The following is a 16513-nucleotide window of genomic DNA, read 5'->3' on the forward strand; positions in this document are numbered from 1 at the left end:
CGGTGTCGCAACCCCCATCATCGGAAGACCTCGACCTCTACCCGGCCACGACACGCCCAACCCCGCATACCACCCCCACACCCTCAATTATGAAGAGCCGGATAAGGACGGAAGCACGTTCTTCTCCTGGTCGGAGAGACAGCCATCGACGGGTTTCGACCTTGATACTGATTGCGATTCTGTCGCTGCCTACGTATTAACGACGCAGCTGGGAGCGAAGCGTGCCATGGCACTGCATTTCGACTTACCGAGATTCCCTAGAAAGATCGATCAACTCCACCCGTCATGGGTAGCTGAGAAGACTCAGTGGCCACAGACCTTCCTGTACCACCGCATTGAAGATCCGAGCGTCCGCTTTTATTCGAACACTCCATCCATTGCCGTTCCCACCACCCACGCGATGCAATACGACCTCGAAGACCTCCTCAAGAAATACATGGCCTAAGCCAACAGTCGGAGCGCTTCGGAGTTCTCTCCCTCCAGTGCACACGCTTTGTCGGGCCAGCCAGCCTCAAGTCCTCGACAAACGACTCAGGAAAGCATGAGACACTACAGACTATGACAACAATCAGCGACGACGAGTTCATCAATACCCTAACCTCACTCATGAACAGGCCTGTGAAGGCACTGAGCGAGGAACACGTCTACTTCCACGGTTCAGATCCTCAAATCATGATGCACGTCTGGCGTGAGGACGGCTTTTATTTCGGAGGCACAAGCGAGCGATCATACGATCCGGGAGCTGATGTTCGCGCCAACGACCTCATCCCAGTTAAACAATGGCTCGTGATGGAATTGTTTGACTTTCTCCGAATCAGCCAGCACCTGGAAGACATCGGGATCGCATTCAGGCGCCTATCTCCCGCCCCAAAGTGGTCTCAAAATCTCGAGACTGGGGAGCTATTTTACGAGGAGACACCCACGGGAATCGTCACGAATGACTTATCACGTGCGGCTGCGAATCTTCCTTGGTTCCTCAACCACTCGTCCGAACGAATCCTCGAGATCGCCCACATCGAAAGCACCAAGGAAGCCTGCCAGGCCCTGTTCGGCATGCCACGCGTCCCCTTCGCTAAGCCCACGGACAGACGGAAGTAACACATGCTGTGGGAACAGTTTCATAGCCACGCACTAGCGCTCCTCGGCCAGCACTTTCCCCCGAATCTCGTCAAAGATAACGGTGACAGTCTCGTCTTTATCGATAGGCGTAGTCTGGCAAGCTTTTTCGTCACCGAGAACGCACGAGGACTTACCATCGGCCGCCACGAAGAACGCAATACCGTCGGTATTATCTTCACGAGCCCTTCCATTGAGTTGGCGACCATAGCACTGACACTCCTCGCACGCGAGGGGCTCGGCAAGCTCGTCGATATGCACTATCCTACGGACGAGCTTCTAGGCCCCGTACCAGGCACCGACTACAGCATCGCTGATGAAGGTACCGATGGTTATTATCTGACGCACAAAACTGACAGCACACTGAGCGCAGATTGCGACTATTTTACATACGCCCGCGCAATTGCAGTCGCTGCTTCAGCACGCGGTGCCTAGGTAGGATGAGGGTAGCCTGCCTCGATGGCACAATCGGAGCAGGCCCCAACTGATCGAAGGGAGCCAGTCATGTGGGAAGAGTTTCGTAGCCTCGCGCTCCCACTCCTCGGCGAGCACTTTCCCCCGGAGCTCATCGAAGACAACAGTGACAGCATTGTCTTTACCGATAGGCGTAGTTGGGCAAGCTACCTCCTCACCGAGAACGCACGAGGAATTACCATCGGCTACTACGGTGAACGCAACACCATCGAGACCTTCTGCTCAACGCCCTCAATTGAGCTTGCTACCGTGTGCCTCGAGCTTCTTGTACGCGACGGCATGGATAAGTTTGTGGATATTACGTATACGCCGCACGAGCTCTTGGGCCCAGTGCCCAACACGGTATTCACCATTTCGAAGAATTCCCTACCGTTCTTCGATCTCACCTCGACTACCGATCCCACCCTATCTGCGCAGTGTGAATCATTCGCATGCGCTCGTGCTCTCGCCGAGGCCTACTGCCTGCAACACCCACAAGCGTAAACTTCTCAACCACGGTGCTAGACGACACCCAGGAAGGACCGCCACCATGCTCGACCAGCACACCGACCTCATCGAACGCCTCCTGCGTGGCTCATCGACCAGGACACGGGAGTTCAACCAGGGTTGGTCTTTCACGAATGACGGCACCCTCTATTTCTCCGTCTGGGACAAGGACGGAACCACGTTCTTCTCATGGTCGGAGAGACAGCCATCGACTGCTTTCAGTCTTGATACTGATTGCGATTCCGTCGCTGCCTACGTATTAACGACGGAGCTGGGAGCGAAGCGCGCCATGGCACTGCATTTCGACCTGCCGAGATTCCCTGAAAGGCTCGAACAACTTCACCCGTCATGGGTAGCCGACGAGACCCCATGGCCACAGACCTTCCTGTACCACCGCATCGACGATCCGAGCGTCCGCTTTTATTCAAACAGCCCATCCGATGCCGTGCCCGTCACTCACGCGATGCAATACGATCTCGAAGACCTCCTGAAGAAATACATGGCCTAGGCCCACGACTACACTGACGAGGCCCTCAGCCTCGCGACACGCAACTTCGAATGCACTTCCGACTAGCCGAGAAACAGCGAGGCGCTCCCAGCTATGACGACATCAATTGCCCGAGACACATTCATCCAGTCTCTCGTGACTTCGCTGAAGAGAGAGCTGTATATAGAAACCGAGGACCACATCCGCTTCCCGAGCTACGACCCTCTCATCCAGCTTCACGTGTGGCGCGAGGGCGGGGAGTACTTAAGCGGGTTCAGCGAACGACTCAGTGGCCCTAGCACCGAGATCTGGGCGAACTCTCTAACACCGATTAAGCAGTGGCTCGTCATGGATAACATCGATCTGTTGCGCTGGCACCTAGGCCTTGAACGATTCGGAATCCGATTCCGAAATCTGCTTGTCGCGCCGCATTGGTCTCACCGTCCCGGCACGACCGACTACTCCGTCGAGCTGCGCCACAACGACGAGCCCACCGGCATCTACGCGGGCAAGAACTCGCCCGAAGCTACCACGCTCACCTGGTTCCTCAACCACCCGCCCGAACGACTCCTCGAGATCGCCCACATCGAAAGCACCAAGGAAGCCTGCCAGGCCCTGTTCGGCATGCCACGCATCCCCTTCGCTAAGCCCACGGACACACGGCAGTAACACCTGCCGTGGGAAGAATTGGCGGCACAGGCCATACCCCGGCCTCGTCCCCACAAACAGCGAGGCGGCGGGGGCTACACGCTCCCACCGCCTCACCCAGATACACGTCGGGGGCCGCACCAAGCCAGCGCGGCCCCCGAGCACAGCTCAGATGCGATTACTTCGTGCGATTCGCACGGTAGTACTCGATGAGAGCGCGGGTGGACTGATCCTGCGCGTCCAGGGCCTCGGACGAGCCCTCGATGGCGGGGAGGATCTGCTTGGCCAGGACCTTACCCAGCTCGACGCCCCACTGGTCGAAGGAGTCGATGCCCCACACGGCACCCTCAACGAAGGTGATGTGCTCGTACAGGGCGATCAGCTGGCCCAGAACCGACGGGGTCAGGGACGGAGCCATGATCGAGGTCGTGGGACGGTTGCCAGTGAACACGCGGGCGGAGACGATGGCCTCGGGCGTACCCTCGGCGCGCACCTCCTCGCTGGTCTTACCGAAGGCCAGGGCCTTGGTCTGGGCGAAGAAGTTCGACAGGAACAGCTCGTGCATGTCGGCGTCGCCGTCACCCAGCGCCCACGTCGGGTTCGCAAACGCGATGAAGTCGGCGGGAACCATGCGGGTGCCCTGGTGGATCAGCTGGTAGAAGGCGTGCTGACCGTTGGTGCCAGGCTCGCCCCAGAAGACCTCGCCGGTCTCGTAGGTGACGGGGCTGCCGTCGCGGCGCACGGACTTGCCGTTGGACTCCATGGTCAGCTGCTGCAGGTACGCGGGGAAGCGGTGCAGGTACTGGGAGTAGGGCAGGACGGCGTGCGTGTCGGCGCCCAGGAAGTTCGAGTACCACACGTTGAGCAGGCCCATCAGCAGGGGCACGTTCTTCTCGGGCGCGGCCTCGGCGAAGTGGCGGTCCATCGCGTGGAAGCCGGCGAGGAAGTCGGCGAAGCCCTCGGGGCCGATCGCGACGGCCAGGGAGGTACCCACGGCGGAATCCACGGAGTAGCGGCCGCCCACCCAGCTCCAGAAGCCGAAGGCGTTGGCGGGGTCGATGCCGAACTCGGCGACCTTGTCCAGGGCAGTGGACACGGCGACGAAGTGCTTGGCGATGGCCTCCTTCTCGGAGGCCTCGTCGGTGACGATGCCGCGCTCACGCAGGCCGTCCAGCAGCCAGGCGCGCACGACCTTGGCGTTCGTGATGGTCTCAAGCGTCGTAAAGGTCTTGGAGGCGACGATCACGAGGGTCGTCTCGGGGTCCAGGTCCTTCGTGGTCTCGCCCGCGTCGGTGGGGTCGATGTTGGAGATGAAGCGGCACTCCAGGCCCTCCTGGACGTAGGGCTTGAGGGCCTCGTACGCCATGACGGGGCCCAGGTCGGAGCCGCCGATGCCGACGTTGACGACGGTCTTGACGGGCTTACCGGTGATACCGACCCACTCGCCGGAGCGGACGCGACGGGCGAAGGCATAGACCTTCTCGAGGACCTCGTGCACGTCGGCGATCGCATCCTGGCCGTCGACCGTCAGGGAGTCGGTCGCGGGGCGGCGCAGCGCGGTGTGCAGGACGGCGCGGTCCTCGGTGACGTTGATGTGCTCGCCCGCGTACATGCGGTCGCGCAGCTCCAGGACGCCGGTCTGCTCAGCGAGGGCGAGGAGGTGGCCCACCAGCGTGGGGCACACGAGGTTCTTCGACAGGTCGACGTGCAGGTCGGCAGCGTCGAAGGTGAAGGTCTGGGTGCGGTTGGGGTCGTCCGCGAACAGCTTGCGCAGGTCGGGATCGAAGTTGTCGGCCAGCTGGTCGAGCGTGTCCCACGCGGGGGTCATCGTCGGGTCGATCACGGGGATATCACTCATGGGGTCTCCTGACAGTAGAGATTGGTTCGCACTTTAGTTTAGCGGGGTCTGCGCCCCCGGTCACCCTCGTTTCTCGCTTCTGAAACGACGAGGCCGTGGCCCGCAAGTGCTCACGGAACCACGGCCTCGTACGGCGTCGGGAGAACCCGGTCAGGCGACCGGATCGTCGATGGGGATGGGAGTGGCTTCGATGCCCGGGTTCTGCAGCGACACGATGCGCTGGACGGGGACGAGGTCACGCCACCACTGGACGAAGGGACGACGATTCTCGATGTCGAGGTCGTCGAACATGTTCTTGACCGGCCGCGCCTCGACGGCGTTGCCGACCTGGCCGATGTAGTAGGCGCCGCGGTCGCCGCGATCGAACTGGTCGAGGAGCTGCTCGAAGGCGCGCGCTACGAGGCGCGTGGCGAGCAGGCGGTCGTACGGCGAGGGCGAGCCGCCCTGCTGCATGTGGCCGAGGGCCTGGTGCCGCACGTCGTAGATCCCCTCGGACTCGGCGTTGAACACGTCGGCCAGGAAATCGCGGTCGTAGTACTGGGACGCCGACTCGTTGAGCAGCGTGAGGAACAGGCGTCGGCCGGACTTGAAGGAGGCGACCATCCGATCGGCGTCCGCGGCGATCTGCTCGAGTGAGGGGGACTCCTCGTTGATGTACATGTACTCCGCGCCGCTCGACAGGGCGCTCATGAGAGTCAGGTAGCCGCAGCGGCGCCCCATCGTCTCGGCGATGAAGCAGCGCTTGGAGGCCGCCGCGCTCTCCTTGATGCGGTCGATCGCCCACGTCGCGTTGTTGATCGCCGTGTCCGTGCCGATCGCGAGCTCGCAGCCCGGCAGGTTGTTGTCGATCGAGGCGGGGATGAGCAGCATCGGGATCTGGAACGCCGGGTAGCGGTCCTTCTCCGAGGTGATCGCGTGGACACCCAGGTAGGCGTTCATGCCGCCGATAATCAGGAGGGCGTCGATCTCGTTGCGCTCGATGGCGCGACCCAGCGCGTAGAACTGCTCGACCGGCGGAATGTCGCGCTTCGTCCCAAGCTCTGCGCCACCCTTGAAGGCCCAGCCTTCCACGTCGGACCAGCTCAGTTCACGCACGCGGTCATCCGCAAGCCCGCTCCACGAGCCTTCGACACCGAGCATCGTCCAGCCGCGCGCGATACCCAGGCGCACGGCCACGCGCGCCGCCGTGTTCATGCCGGGGGCCAGACCGCCCGCGTGCAGGATCGCGACGCGCTTGATCTCGCCCGTCGGCTCGGGGGTGAGCTGCGGGGGCGTGGACAGGATCTGGTTGATGCCCACCATCGACGAGAAGGACGAGCCGCGCGAGGCCTGGGCTGCGGCGTAGTCTCCGGCCGCGATGAGGTCCTTGACCGCGCGCGTGTCATGCACGGCCTTCATGAGGGGGATGCGGGTGATGCGGTTGCGGCGCACGCCCAGGATGACGGGTTCATCCTCAGCCGAGGACGCCAGGATCTCCTGGACGGCGGCGTAGCCCAGCAGCGTGGACATCCAGCGGTCGTAGGCCGACGGAGTGCCGCCGCGCTGCACGTGGCCGAGGATCGTCACGCGGGCATCCTCGCCCGTGCGCTCCTCGATCGTGTCTGCAATCAGCTGCGTGGACAGCTCGTTGCCGTCGCGGTCGTGGGCGCCCTCAGCCACCAGGACGATAGACTCGCGACGGCCGGCCTCGCGGCCGAGGCGCAGGTGCTCCGCCAGCTCGTCCTGCCAACCCGGGCCCGCCGGATCCTCGGGCGTGAACACGTAGTCGGCGCCGCCCGCGACAGCCGCCATGAGGGGCAGGTAGCCGCAGTGGCGGCCCATGACCTCGACGACGAACGTGCGCTGGTGCGAGGCCGCCGTACTGGTCAGCTGGTCGATGGCATCCAGGATGCGGTGCAGCGCGGTATCCGCGCCGATCGTCATGTCCGTGCCCACGAGGTCGTTGTCAATCGAGCCGACGAGGCCGACGATGATGAGAGCCGGGTGCTCGGCGGCGGTCTCGGGCGAAATCACGCCCTCGGCAGCCAGCTCAGCGACGTGCTGCGCCCACTCGCCGCGGAACTCGTTCGTACCCGACAGGGAGCCGTCGCCACCGATCACGACGAGGTGATCGATGCCGTGCTCGAGCAGGTTTGCGGCCGCGCGGTGGCGCCCCTCGTACGTGCGGAAGTCAGCACTGCGAGCCGTGCCGATCACCGTGCCGCCTTCGGCCAGGATCGAGGACACGTCCGACCACTCCATCTTCTTAATGGAATCGCCACCCACGCAGGCGCCCTGCCAGCCTTCGTAGATCGCATAGGGCTGTGCGCCACGCGCCAGCGCCGTACGCACGACGGCTCGAACAGCCGCGTTCATTCCCTGGGCGTCACCGCCCGACGTGAGGACACCGATACGAACTGTGCTCATTTTTCTGCCATCTTTCGTTGACGGAGCGGGCCACGAGGCCCAGTGTGCCTATCGTTTCCTATTCTACGTGACCTGTGCCTCCGCTACTAGGGCCTTACTCCCATTTACTGAGCAAACGACAAGCGCGCGCCCGCCACAATGGCGGGCGCGCGCTCACGCAGTCTGAAGAGACTAGGCGACAGTTTCGGCACCGTTAAGCGCCGCGGACTCGGCCAGCTCCTCGGGGCTCACGACACCCTCAACGGAGACGCGGTCCAGGTAGGCCATACCGTCAAACGCCAGCTCGCGAGCGTTCTCCGGGTCACCCTCGTTGCCGATGGAGCCGTGGGCCATGCGGTCCACGATGAGCGCGATCGCACCGTCGCCCGTCACGTTCGTGGCGGTACCGAAGGAGTCCAGGGCGATGTAGGTGGCGATCATGAGCGCGACCTGGGCATCGTTGAAGCCCAGCATGGAGCTCAGCAGGCCGGTGGCGGCCATGATGGCGCCGCCGGGAACGCCGGGGGCGGCGACCATCGTGATGCCGAGCATGAAGATGAAGCCCACCCACTGTAGGGACGAGACCGTCAGGCCCTGGGTCAGGACGATGGCGAACGCGAAGGAGAAGATCTTCGAGGTCGAGCCAGCCAGGTGGATCGTCGCGCACAGCGGAATCGTGAAGGAAGCAACCGCGTCGGACACTCCATTCTTCTTCGTCTGACGCAGCGTCACCGGGATGGTGGCCGCGGACGAGGAGGTGCCCAGAGCCGTCAGGTAGGCCGGCATCATGGTGAGCAGGGCCTTGATGGGGTTGCGACGCGCGACGACGCCAGCGAAGCAGAACTGGGTCAGCAGGATGACGACCTCGAGGAGGATCACCACGACGACGACACGCAGCAGCGTGCGGATAACCGAGGCAGCCTCGCCCGTGTAGGTCAGGTTCAGGAAGATGCCGAAGATGTGCAGCGGCAGCAGCGGGATGATGATCGTCTCAATAAGGCGCGTGATGATGGCGCGGAACTCGATGAAGCCCTTGCGCAGCACGCCGCGCGGAACCATCGACAGGCCCAGGCCCACGACGAAGGACAGGAGCAGCGCCGTCATGACCTGAAGCGGCGCGGGCATCTCGATCGTGAAGTAGGACTCCAGGGCGCTACCCGGCTCAGCCACATCGCCCAGCTGGGTCGAGGCGAGGATGCGCGGGAAGAGCGTGGCGCACACCAGGTAGGTGAGGAAGCCCGAGAACAGCGTCGACGCGTAGGCAATTGCCGTCGTGATGCCCAGCCACTTGCCCGCGCCTCGGCCCAGGTCCGCAATAGCGGGGGTCACGAGGCCGATGATGATCAGCGGGATCGAGAAGGACAGGAACTGGCTGAAGATCGCCGAGAAGGTCGCAAAAATACGGCCGATCTCGACGGGAACCAGGTGGTCGCCGCCAATACGGACGGATCCGAGGACGGTCGCGAGGATGATCGCAGCGATCACCCACACGAGGATTCCGGATTTACGCAGGAACTCGCGCATGTGTTTCACCTTGATAATAGGGATGATGGGTCACGCATAGCATGCCCGAACTTTACGAATACTTGAAGCGGTGGCCATGATTCGGGATAGATGCGGCAAAAATCACGTGATAAATAAAGCGCGGTAGCGAGGACGTTATCCCCGTTCAACGGCCATTTTCCGGGGATTTAACGCACCGCAAGCGTCGACACGTACGGGGCAAACCACCAAATTATCGCGGCGAGGATCACGTACACCGCAACATCCATGAGGCGAGCACGCGACGCGAACCAGGGGCGTCCCGGCGTCCACAGGCGCAGCGCCGCCATGCCGACGAGCACAGCAACCATCAACATGACCGCTCGGTGGCGATGATCGGTCACAGCCAGCGCAATCACACCGAGAACACCACCCGCGCTGAGGGCGCCGCCGAGCCAGCCGCCCAGCCGGGCGCGCACGGTCCTCTCCTCAATATTCACGCCCCTACCCTATCGCACGAGCACGCGCGACCATACGATCGTACGCGCCCACACCACCACCCCAGCCCCATCCTCGTCCATACAAAGGAACGCAAACGAATAGGAATAAGAGGCATGCGGGTTTAATATTGGTCCAAAGGTCCCTGAGACCCGCAACATATTTCTCGCACCAAAGGAGCATTCGAGTGTCCCGCTTTATTGTCGTCGCCCCCGGTTCGTCGGAGGCAGCCACCCTCGCTACTGACGAGCTGGCCCGCGTTCTCGGCGTCGCCACCGTCGACGCCCTGGCTGGCACGACGGCCACCGACGCCGCCCTCCGTCCCGCCTCCGCTCTGCCCGCCGCGGTCGAAGCCGTCCGCGCCGTCGGCGACGACGCGCTCATCGCCCCCGCCCGTGAGGCCTCGAACCGTGCCTTCGACCACGTGGCCTGGAACCTGAACCTCGCCGCCTCCACCCGCGCCGGCGTGATCCTCGCCTTCGACGCCGAGGGTGCCAGCGCCGAGCTCCTCGCCGAAGAGATCGCCGCCGCCCGCCTGCGCGCCGAGGCCGCTGCCGCCTCCGTCGTCGCCGTCGTCCTGACCGGTGGTGCCCCCGCGCTCGAGGCCGACGTCCCCGTCCTGACCCTGCCGCTGGGCGAGGAGGCCGCCGCCACCCTGCGCGGTACCGCTGCCCCCACCGCGGTCACCCCCCTGGCCTTCCAGGCGGACCTCATCGAGCGCGCCCGCGCCGACCGCAAGCGCATCGTCCTGCCTGAGCCCGACGACGACCGCGTCCTGCAGGCCGCCGCCCAGGTTCTCGCCGCCGGCATCGCCGACATCACCTTCGTGGGCGACGCCGACTACGTCGCCAAGCGCGCCGGCGAGCTCGGCCTCGACCTGAGCGCCGCCCAGGTCGTCTCCGTGAACGACCCCGCCTACCTCGAGCGCTACGCCGAGGAGTTCGCGCGCCTGCGCGCCAAGAAGGGCGTCACCCTCGAGCAGGCCCGCGAGAAGGTCACCGACGTGTCCTACTTCGGCACCATGATGGTCCACATGGGCGACGCCGACGGCATGGTCTCGGGCGCTGCCCACACGACCGCGCACACGATCGTTCCCTCCTTCCAGATCATCAAGACCGCTCCCGGCGTCTCCGTCGTCTCCTCCATCTTCCTCATGGCGATGAAGGACCGCGTGTGGGCCTTCGGCGACTGCGCCGTCAACCCCAACCCCACCGCCGAGCAGCTGGCCGACATCGCTGTGACCTCCGCGCGCACCGCCGCCCAGTTCGGCGTCACCCCGCGCGTCGCCATGCTCTCCTACTCCACCGGCACCTCCGGCTCCGGCCCCGACGTTGACGTCGTCGTCGAGGCCACCCGCCTCGCCCACGAGAAGGCCCCCGAGCTGGCCATCGAAGGCCCCATCCAGTTCGACGCAGCCGTCGACGAAGCCGTCGCCTCCAAGAAGCTGCCCGGCTCCGAGGTCGCCGGCAAGGCCACCGTCTTCGTCTTCCCCTCGCTGGAAGCCGGAAACATCGGCTACAAGGCGGTCCAGCGCTCCTCCGGCGCCGTCGCCGTCGGCCCCGTCCTCCAGGGCCTCAACAAGCCCGTCAACGACCTGTCGCGCGGCGCCCTCGTCGAAGACATCGTCAACACCGTCGCCCTGACCGCCGTCCAGGCCCAGGGCTGAACGGGACCGAGGTCCCGGGGTCCGGTTACCATTGAACGTAAACGGGCCCCGGCCTCGTTCTTTTACTCCCAACCCCACAACACGAAAGGCGAACGCGTGTCCTCGTCCTCCGTCCTCGTCATTAACTCCGGCTCCTCCTCCATCAAGTACCAGCTCGTCGACCCCGAAACCGGCGACGCCATCGCCAAGGGCATCGTCGAGCGCATCGGCGACACCACCGGTCTCATCAAGCATGAGCATGGCGACGCCGTCACCCAGGAAGAGCTCCCGGTTCCCGACCACACCGTCGGCATGCGTGAGGTCCTGCGCCTCTTCGACACGGAGGGCCCGTCCCTGGCCGAGGCCAACATCCTCGCCGTCGGCCACCGCGTCGTTCAGGGCGGCCGCTACTTCGACGGCCCGGCCCTCATCACCGACGAGGTCCGCAACCTGATCGAAGAGCTGTGCCCGCTGGCTCCTCTGCACAACCCCGCCCACCTCAAGGGCATCGACGTGGCGCGCGAGCTCATGCCCGACGTCCCCCACGTCGCCGTCTTCGACACCGCGTTCTTCCAGCAGCTGCCCGACAAGGCCGCCCTGTACGCCCTCGAGACCGAGACCGCCGAGAAGTACTCGGTGCGCCGCTACGGTGCCCACGGCACCTCCCACCAGTTCGTCTCCCAGGAAATCTCGAAGATGCTGGGCCGCGACGACCTCAAGCAAATCGTCCTGCACCTGGGCAACGGCGCGTCCGCCTCGGCCGTCAAGAACGGCAAGCCGATCGACACCTCCATGGGCCTGACCCCCCTCGAGGGCCTCATGATGGGCACCCGCACCGGCGACATCGACCCCGCCGTCGTGTTCCACCTGCAGCGCGTCGCCGGAATGACCGTCGACGAGGTCGACACCCTCTTCAACAAGAAGTCCGGCATGAAGGGCATGACCGGCGAGTCCGACATGCGCTCCGTGTGGGAGGTCATCAACAACACCTCCGACCCCGAGGCCTCCAAGCGCGCCCGTACCGCCATGGACGTGTACATCAACCGCCTGCTGAAGTACGTGGGTTCCTACGCCGCTGAGCTGGGCGGCCTGGACGTCATCACCTTCACCGCCGGCATCGGCGAGAACGACGACGACGTGCGCCGCGAGCTGGCCGAGGCCCTCGCCCCCTTCGGCGTCAAGATCGACGTCGAGGCCAACAAGGGCCGCATCAAGGAACCGCGCATCGTGTCCGCTCCCGACTCGGCCGTCACCCTCGTCGTCTACCCGACCAACGAGGAGCTGGCGATCGCCCGCCAGGCGCTGACCTTCGCCTGATTCTCAGGTAATCACGAGGCCGGGGTTCCCACGTGGGGCCCCGGCCTCGGGCGTATCCTGAGAGAGTAGCGCGAGCGAGGAGGGCCTCATGAACGACGATGTTTCTACCCTGGCGGAATGGATCGCCACGTCACCGTCGACCGTGTTTTTCGGCGGCGCGGGCGTGTCTACCGAGTCGGGGATCCCCGATTTTCGCGGGGCAAACGGCTTCTACTTTCAGGAGCGCGAGATTCCCCTGGAGACGGTGCTGAGCATCGACTTCTTTGAGCGGCATCCGCAGGCCTACTGGGAGTGGTTCCACGAGATCTACCGTCCCGTAGAACCCAACGGCGCGCACAGGGCACTGGCGTCTCTGGAGGCCGCGGGGCGCCTGGACGCGGTCATCACGCAGAATATCGACGGCCTGCACCAGCGGGCCGGGTCGCGCACCGTCTGGGAGCTGCACGGCAACTGGGAGCGGCTCGTGTGCACGAGCTGCGGGACCGTCGCCCCGTTGGGTGACGCCGTCACGGTTGACGGGGATCCCGTGCCCGCGTGTCCCTCGTGCGCCTCGCAGATGCGCCCGGACATCGTCATGTACGGGGAGGGCCTCGACCAGGGCGTCATCGAAGCCGCCATCACCGCTATTTCTCGGGCGTCCGTTCTCATCGTCGCCGGGACGTCCCTCGTGGTGTATCCGGCGGCGGGCCTCATCGACTACTTCTCCGGGGACCACCTGGTGCTCATGAACGCCACCCCAACCTCGGCGGATGCGCACGCCGACCTGATCATCCGCGAGCCGGTGGGCGCGACCCTCGACCGCGTCATGGACCAGCTACGCGTGCGGGGCGTCGTTCCCGCGTAGGGCTTGCGGCACGCGGGCGTTCACTCACGGGACCCAACGCCCAGGTGCCCCTGCCCTGCGCACATCCGGATAGGTTGTGCGCATATGGATAGGTTATGCACATCCGGATAGCTTATTTTCCTATCCACATCTTCATAACCTATCCGGATGTTCGTAACCTATCCGCGTATGCGCGCCTTGCGCCACCCCGCTGCCCTGCGCGATGTCATCAACCCCATCGGCACGCTCTCAGACATCCCCCGACACAGTGAACGAGGTGTGCGCGCGAGTAGCACGTAGTCTCAGCGCGATTATGCATACCCCAACTGTTTCGACGAGAAACAGAGATGACTTTGGGCGGCCCCCTGTTCCACAGCAGCATACAAGTAAGAGAACTGGATAGGAAACATTGTTCTGGATAGGAAGAACTCTTCTGGATAGCTTAGTAACCTATCCAGAAATCCATAACCTATCCAGAAAACGCCGCACGCACGCCCACAGGATCACCCCTCCCCCAGGCCGGCGGGGTCGACGAGGGACAGGGCACGCGGGGCGCGCGAAATCCGCACACTTTGGCCCCACGTCAGGGTCAGGCGGTCGGACTCCATGCCATCGCCGAACAGGACGAGGGATTCGGAAGCAACGACGAGGCCGAGGTCTTCGCCCTCGTCCAGGATGCCCTCGGTGTACTCGACGCCGGTGAAGGGCGAGGGCCATGCCTCGCGCACGAACCACGCGAGCGAGCGCGAGGTCGGAGCGGGCAGGTCCCCCATGCGGCGGCCACGCTTGAGGGATGCTCCCCACCCGGTCGCCCCGGTCCCGGTGGAGACAACGACGCCCGAGGAGGACTGCCGCTCGACGGTGGCCCCCAGGGCCAGCTCGTAGCGGGCGCTCTGGTGGCTCGGGTGCCCAACAAATACCTCGTTGAGGGCGGTGAGCGTGCGCGAGTCGTCGGCGGTTGCCCGGACCATCGTCAGCTGATCCACTCGCAGGTCGGTGCCCGCCTCGATGCGCCCGAGGGCCGCGACCCCCTGGTCGGGAGTGCATCGGACAAGGACGCCGGCGTTCGACTGAGGGACGGAGTTGACGCCGACCACGGTCTGGTCGCCCGCATACTTGGCGACGTTGGCGACCAGACCGTCGGGTCCCACGACGACGATGACGTCCTCGGGGGCGAAGAGGAAGCGCGACAGGGAGTCGCGCTCCACGTCGGCGCTCGCCCACCCGTCCGGGATGCCCGCACGCACGCGAGCCAGGGCAGCCACGTGAGACTCGTGCGCACGCTCGACGGACTCGAGGGTGCGACCGCGGCTGCGCAGGACGAATTCGACCTGGCCGCGCGTGGAGTAGCGGTCCATGAGCTCGTCGAACTCGGTGGGGCGTCGGACGATGACGGCGCGGCGGCGCATGACTACTGTCCCGCCTTTGCGGAGCCGGTGAAGGCTGCCACGAGATCACTGAGCACGTCGGCGGTGATGGTGATGTTCCCGAAGGAGGGCATGTTCTTCGCCATTTCCTTGAGTGCGAGGGCACGCGCCACTTCGGGCCCGGCCTCAGCGAGCGCCTGGATGTATGCGGCGTCGTTCGCGATCCTGGCGCGCCCCGCAGTGTTCCAGTCTGCCTCGTATGCCTTGCCTTTTTCGACGATGCGGCGAACTTCCGCTTCCACCTCGATCGCGTCTGCCGCAGCCTTCTCTTCGGCCTCACGCCGGGCGTTGTGGCCCTCCTGATCGACCAGGTCAGCGCGTTTACGGGCCAGGTCGAGCTTGGACTGCATCTCGTTTTCGGAGATCTGAGATTCACGCTCGACGGCGAGGGCACGGCGCTCGTAGAGGGCGCGGTCGGCCTCGGCCTGAAGCTGCTCGAGGAGCGGGGCGCGCAGGGAGGACTCGACCCCCTCGTCCGGGCGCAGGCTCAGCAGGCGCGCATCGACGACGGCAACGCCGGTGGTGCGCAGCTGATGATCATCCGCGAAGGCTTGGGCCAGCACGCTTCCGACCCGTTCGAGGGATCCGGAAATGGCGTCGGTCAGCGTCATCTCGCCAATTGCCGAGGCCAGGGCGGAGAACGCGATGCGGGTGACGGTCTCGTCGATCTGCCACAGTCCCTGGGCGTCGGCTCCCGCTTCGCGCGGGTACAGGCCGAAGTCGTAGTGCGCGGCGGCGGCTTCTGCATCCTCGATGTGGTAGGTGACGGCAACCTGCGCGTTGATGTTCTGCTGGTCGGCGGTGGTCGCCTGCACGAGGAAGCTGTGGGCGCGGTTGGCGGTGGGAACCTCCGCGAGCGCGCAGCGGCCGGCTCGCAGCCAGAAGGACTGGCCAACTCCGGATCGGATCGTGCGTCCGGATCGGATCTGGACGACGTGGTCACCGGCGCCGCCCTGGTAGCGGATGACGAAGGGGTGGTGGTGAAGCGTTCCCATGATGACTCCTTGGTTGGGTGATGAACCACTTGTTTATGTTAGACTGACGATAACTCCATATTGCATTTAATGTCAACTCGACACAAATAGGCTAGGCTTGCACCATGACCTCACCCCTGACCATTCCCGTCGCGGTCGACATCGTCGCCCTGACGGTCATCGACCACACGCTCCACGCCCTCGTCGTGCGGCGCGGAATTGAGCCTTTCAAGGACCATCTGGCACTCCCCGGCGGCTTCCTGCGCGAGGGCGAGCAGACCGAGGAGGCAGCAGCACGCGAGCTTGAGGAAGAAACGGGCATTACACCCCCAGGACATCTCGAACAGCTGCGTTCCTACGGACCGGAAGGCCGCGACCCGCGCGGGCCAATTCTCTCCGTCGCCTACCTCCTCCTCGCCCCCTCGTTCTCACCAACCGAAGCGGGAGGTGACGCCGCGGGTACCCTGTGGCATCCCGTCGACGCGCTCCTTGCACCCTCCTCACCCCTCGCCTTCGACCACGCACGGATCCTCGCGGACGGCGTGGAGCGCGCCCGTTCCAAGATCGAATACTCACCCCTGGCCACATCCTTCTGCGGCCCCGAGTTCACGATCACACAGCTGCGCACCACATACGAAGCCATCTGGGGATCGGCGCTCGACCCGCGCAATTTTCATCGCAAAGCAACAAAAACCGCATCTTTCATCGAGCCAACGGGAGGCACGGTGCGCGAGGGTGCCGGGCGCCCGGCCGCCCTCTACCGCCTCGTCCCGGGCGTCGATGCTACGGCCTTCGTCCTCGACCCACCCCTGCGCCGCCCACCCGCTCCAGCCCCGGCCTCGTCAATGAAGAGCACGAGCGCTCCGAGTGCGCAAGAATAGCCCAGTACCAAA

Annotated in this window: 16 protein-coding genes; 10 read left to right on the forward strand and 6 right to left on the reverse strand. The window is 64.6% G+C overall.

What is annotated here, in order from left to right:
• The first annotated feature begins 19 nt into the window (after positions 1-19).
• The 6 genes from CYJ22_RS10225 to CYJ22_RS02200 all read left to right on the forward strand — a co-directional run bounded on the left by CYJ22_RS10225 (position 20) and on the right by CYJ22_RS02200 (position 3232).
• Positions 20-445, forward strand: a complete 426-nt coding sequence (locus tag CYJ22_RS10225) for a hypothetical protein (protein ID WP_243390441.1) — start codon at positions 20-22, stop codon at positions 443-445.
• 113 nt (positions 446-558) lie between these two features.
• On the forward strand, positions 559-1098 hold the full coding sequence (locus CYJ22_RS10150; RefSeq protein ID WP_165782116.1) for a hypothetical protein: 540 nt from the start codon (positions 559-561) through the stop codon (positions 1096-1098).
• Between the two features lie 3 nt (positions 1099-1101).
• Positions 1102-1551, forward strand: a complete 450-nt coding sequence (locus CYJ22_RS02185; RefSeq protein WP_243390438.1) for a hypothetical protein — start codon at positions 1102-1104, stop codon at positions 1549-1551.
• Between the two features lie 69 nt (positions 1552-1620).
• Positions 1621-2073: a hypothetical protein gene (locus CYJ22_RS02190; protein WP_101600762.1), complete on the forward strand. Its 453-nt coding sequence runs from the start codon at positions 1621-1623 to the stop codon at positions 2071-2073.
• A 46-nt stretch (positions 2074-2119) separates the two neighbouring features.
• Positions 2120-2584, forward strand: coding sequence for a hypothetical protein (locus CYJ22_RS02195; RefSeq protein WP_101600764.1), 465 nt, complete (start codon positions 2120-2122; stop codon positions 2582-2584).
• Between the two features lie 93 nt (positions 2585-2677).
• The gene (locus CYJ22_RS02200) at positions 2678-3232 is read left to right on the forward strand and encodes a hypothetical protein (protein WP_101600766.1); all 555 of its coding nucleotides are present in this window, start codon (positions 2678-2680) and stop codon (positions 3230-3232) included.
• A gap of 157 nt (positions 3233-3389) precedes the next feature.
• Here the strand turns inward: CYJ22_RS02200 and pgi are convergent, their stop codons facing one another.
• The 4 genes from pgi to CYJ22_RS02220 all read right to left on the reverse strand — a co-directional run bounded on the left by pgi (position 3390) and on the right by CYJ22_RS02220 (position 9436).
• Positions 3390-5069, reverse strand: a complete 1680-nt coding sequence (gene pgi / locus CYJ22_RS02205) for a glucose-6-phosphate isomerase (protein ID WP_101600768.1) — start codon at positions 5067-5069, stop codon at positions 3390-3392.
• Positions 5070-5219: 150 nt separating this feature from the next.
• On the reverse strand, positions 5220-7475 hold the full coding sequence (locus CYJ22_RS02210) for a 6-phosphofructokinase (protein WP_101600770.1): 2256 nt from the start codon (positions 7473-7475) through the stop codon (positions 5220-5222).
• A 171-nt stretch (positions 7476-7646) separates the two neighbouring features.
• Positions 7647-8978 carry a dicarboxylate/amino acid:cation symporter gene (locus CYJ22_RS02215; protein ID WP_101600772.1) on the reverse strand — a complete coding sequence of 444 codons (1332 nt, stop codon included), beginning with the start codon at positions 8976-8978 and terminating at the stop codon, positions 7647-7649.
• A gap of 167 nt (positions 8979-9145) precedes the next feature.
• The gene (locus CYJ22_RS02220) at positions 9146-9436 is read right to left on the reverse strand and encodes a hypothetical protein (RefSeq protein ID WP_034497225.1); all 291 of its coding nucleotides are present in this window, start codon (positions 9434-9436) and stop codon (positions 9146-9148) included.
• A 185-nt stretch (positions 9437-9621) separates the two neighbouring features.
• Between CYJ22_RS02220 and pta the strand changes: the two genes are divergently transcribed.
• From pta to CYJ22_RS02235, 3 genes are all read left to right on the forward strand, one after another.
• Complete coding sequence (pta, locus tag CYJ22_RS02225; protein WP_101600775.1) at positions 9622-11100, forward strand: phosphate acetyltransferase; 1479 nt, start codon at positions 9622-9624, stop codon at positions 11098-11100.
• Positions 11101-11196: 96 nt separating this feature from the next.
• Entirely contained in the window at positions 11197-12396 is a 1200-nt protein-coding gene (locus CYJ22_RS02230; protein ID WP_101600778.1) for an acetate/propionate family kinase, read from the forward strand.
• Positions 12397-12484: 88 nt separating this feature from the next.
• Positions 12485-13240 carry an NAD-dependent protein deacylase gene (locus CYJ22_RS02235; protein ID WP_101600780.1) on the forward strand — a complete coding sequence of 252 codons (756 nt, stop codon included), beginning with the start codon at positions 12485-12487 and terminating at the stop codon, positions 13238-13240.
• Positions 13241-13722: 482 nt separating this feature from the next.
• On the opposite strand, the gene CYJ22_RS02240 is transcribed toward CYJ22_RS02235, so the two are convergent.
• Positions 13723-14628 carry a hypothetical protein gene (locus tag CYJ22_RS02240; protein WP_101600782.1) on the reverse strand — a complete coding sequence of 302 codons (906 nt, stop codon included), beginning with the start codon at positions 14626-14628 and terminating at the stop codon, positions 13723-13725.
• 2 nt (positions 14629-14630) lie between these two features.
• On the reverse strand, positions 14631-15641 hold the full coding sequence (locus CYJ22_RS02245) for an SPFH domain-containing protein (RefSeq protein ID WP_101600784.1): 1011 nt from the start codon (positions 15639-15641) through the stop codon (positions 14631-14633).
• Between the two features lie 104 nt (positions 15642-15745).
• Here CYJ22_RS02245 and CYJ22_RS02250 point away from each other — a divergent pair, with 104 nt between their 5' ends.
• Complete coding sequence (locus tag CYJ22_RS02250) at positions 15746-16501, forward strand: NUDIX hydrolase (protein WP_101600785.1); 756 nt, start codon at positions 15746-15748, stop codon at positions 16499-16501.
• Positions 16502-16513: the final 12 nt, after the last annotated feature.

This window comes from Schaalia odontolytica, from assembly GCF_002847525.1.
Lineage (GTDB): Bacteria > Actinomycetota > Actinomycetes > Actinomycetales > Actinomycetaceae > Pauljensenia > Pauljensenia odontolytica_B.